3 protein-coding genes are annotated in these 2,347 nt (G+C 61.9%); all 3 read left to right on the forward strand.

Translation table 11 applies throughout. From position 1 onward, the window contains the following. The coding region (locus FEM54_RS30750) for a phosphatidate cytidylyltransferase (RefSeq protein WP_171045946.1) at positions 1 to 184 on the forward strand (184 nt) is incomplete at its 5' end. Continuing rightward, a complete protein-coding gene (gene ispC, locus FEM54_RS30755) occupies positions 181 to 1,371 on the forward strand; it encodes a 1-deoxy-D-xylulose-5-phosphate reductoisomerase (protein WP_138454083.1) in 1,191 nt (396 codons plus the stop codon). The genes FEM54_RS30750 and ispC, both read left to right, overlap by 4 nt. 53 nt (positions 1,372 to 1,424) lie before the next feature. Then, a partial coding sequence (gene rseP, locus FEM54_RS30760) for an RIP metalloprotease RseP (protein ID WP_138454084.1) occupies positions 1,425 to 2,347 on the forward strand: 923 nt, incomplete at its 3' end.

Genomic DNA, 2,347 nt, shown 5'->3' on the forward strand with positions numbered 1-2,347 from the left:
TACGGCGGTCGTGGTGTTCATCTCGGTGGTGGGCGACCTGACTGAAAGCATGTTCAAGCGCCAGGCCGGGATCAAGGACAGCAGCAACCTGCTGCCGGGCCATGGCGGCGTGCTGGATCGTATCGATAGCCTTACCGCTGCTATCCCGATCTTTGCAGTGCTGTTGTGGATGACGGCTTCGTGAGCCGCCTGCAACAGGTGACCGTGCTGGGTGCAACCGGCTCGGTGGGGTTGAGCACCCTGGATGTGATCGCTCGCCATCCTGACCGTTATCAGGTGTTTGCCTTGACCGGGTTCACCCGTTTGGCCGAGCTGCTGGCCCTGTGCGTGCGTCATACGCCGCGCTTTGCCGTAGTGCCTGAAGTGGCGGCAGCACGTGGCTTGCAGCAACAGTTGCAGGCTGCCGGGCTGGCTACGCAGGTGCTGGTGGGTGAGGAAGGGCTGTGCCAGGTGTCGGCCGATGCCGAGGTGGACACCGTGGTGGCGGCCATCGTCGGCGCAGCGGGTTTGCGCCCGACGCTGGCAGCGGTGGGTGCCGGCAAGAAGATCCTGCTGGCCAATAAAGAAGCGCTGGTCATGTCCGGCACGCTCTTTATGCAGGCAGTACGCAAGAGCGGCGCAGTGTTGCTGCCCCTCGACAGCGAACACAACGCAATCTTCCAGTGCATGCCCGGTGATTTTGCCCGCGGCTTGAGCCAGGTGGGTGTACGACGGATTCTTCTTACGGCATCCGGTGGTCCGTTCCGGCAAACTCCACTGGCTGATCTGGAGCACGTGTCGCCTGATCAGGCCTGTGCACACCCGAACTGGTCCATGGGGCGCAAGATTTCCGTGGACTCGGCGAGCATGATGAACAAAGGCCTGGAGTTGATCGAGGCGTGCTGGTTGTTCGACGCTCGGCCCGATCAGGTTGAAGTGGTGATCCATCCGCAAAGTGTGATTCATTCCCTGGTCGACTATGTGGACGGCTCGGTGCTGGCGCAGTTGGGTAACCCGGACATGCGCACGCCGATCGCCAATGCCCTGGCCTGGCCGGAGCGGATTGACTCGGGGGTCGCGCCGTTGGACCTGTTCGCCGTTGCGCGCCTGGACTTCGAGGCGCCGGACGAACAACGCTTCCCGTGCCTGCGTTTGGCGCGGCAAGCAGCAGAGGCGGGCAACAGTGCGCCGGCGATGCTTAATGCGGCTAACGAGGTGGCTGTGGCGGCGTTTCTTGACGGGCGTATTCGCTTCCCGCAGATCCCGAGTATCATCGAGGAAGTTTTGAGCCTTGAGCCCGTTGTGGCAGTGGAAGATTTGGGTGCAGTGTTCGAGGCCGATGCAAAGGCCCGTGCCCTGGCCGAGCAATGGTTGAACCGCAACGCGCGTTAGCCTGTGGGCAGGTTTGAGCCTTCAGGCACTGGATTGGAATGCGGAGAAATTAGATGAGTGCGCTCTACATGATTGTCGGCATCCTGGTTGCTCTGGGTGTGCTGGTCACCTTCCACGAATTCGGCCACTTTTGGGTGGCGCGTCGTTGCGGCGTCAAGGTACTGCGCTTTTCCGTCGGTTTCGGCATGCCGTTGCTGCGTTGGCACGATCGTCGTGGCACCGAATTCGTAATTGCGGCCATTCCGCTGGGTGGCTACGTCAAAATGCTCGATGAGCGTGAAGGCGAAGTGCCGGCTGATCAATTGGACCAGTCCTTTAATCGCAAGACCGTTCGTCAGCGTATCGCGATTGTGGCTGCCGGTCCGATCGCCAACTTCCTCTTGGCGATGGTGTTCTTCTGGGTCTTGGCCATGATGGGCAGCCAGCAGGTGCGCCCGGTCATCGGCGCGGTCGAAGCGGACAGCATGGCGGCCAAGGCCGGTCTGGTCGCAGGGCAGGAAATTGTTTCCATTGATGGCGAACCGACCACAGGGTGGGGCGCGGTCAATTTACAGCTGGTACGCCGCATGGGTGAAAGCGGCACCATTAATGTGGTGGTGCGCGAACAGGATTCCACCGCCGAGACGCCTCGCGCCCTGGCCCTGGATCACTGGCTCAAGGGCGCAGATGAGCCTGATCCGATCAAGTCGCTGGGGATTCGGCCTTGGCGCCCGGCCTTGCCGCCGGTGCTGGCCGAGTTGGATCCGAAAGGCCCGGCGCAAGCCGCAGGTCTGAAAACCGGCGACCGTTTGTTGGCCCTTGATGGCCAGGCGCTGGGCGACTGGCAGCAAGTGGTTGATCTGGTGCGTGTACGCCCTGATACCAAAATTGTGCTGAAAGTTGAGCGCGATGGTGCTCAAATCGACGTCCCTGTGACCCTGGCGGTACGCGGGGAAGCCAAGGCCGCTGGGGGTTACCTGGGTGCCGGGGTGAAAGG

This window comes from Pseudomonas edaphica (assembly GCF_005863185.1).
Lineage (GTDB): Bacteria > Pseudomonadota > Gammaproteobacteria > Pseudomonadales > Pseudomonadaceae > Aquipseudomonas > Aquipseudomonas edaphica.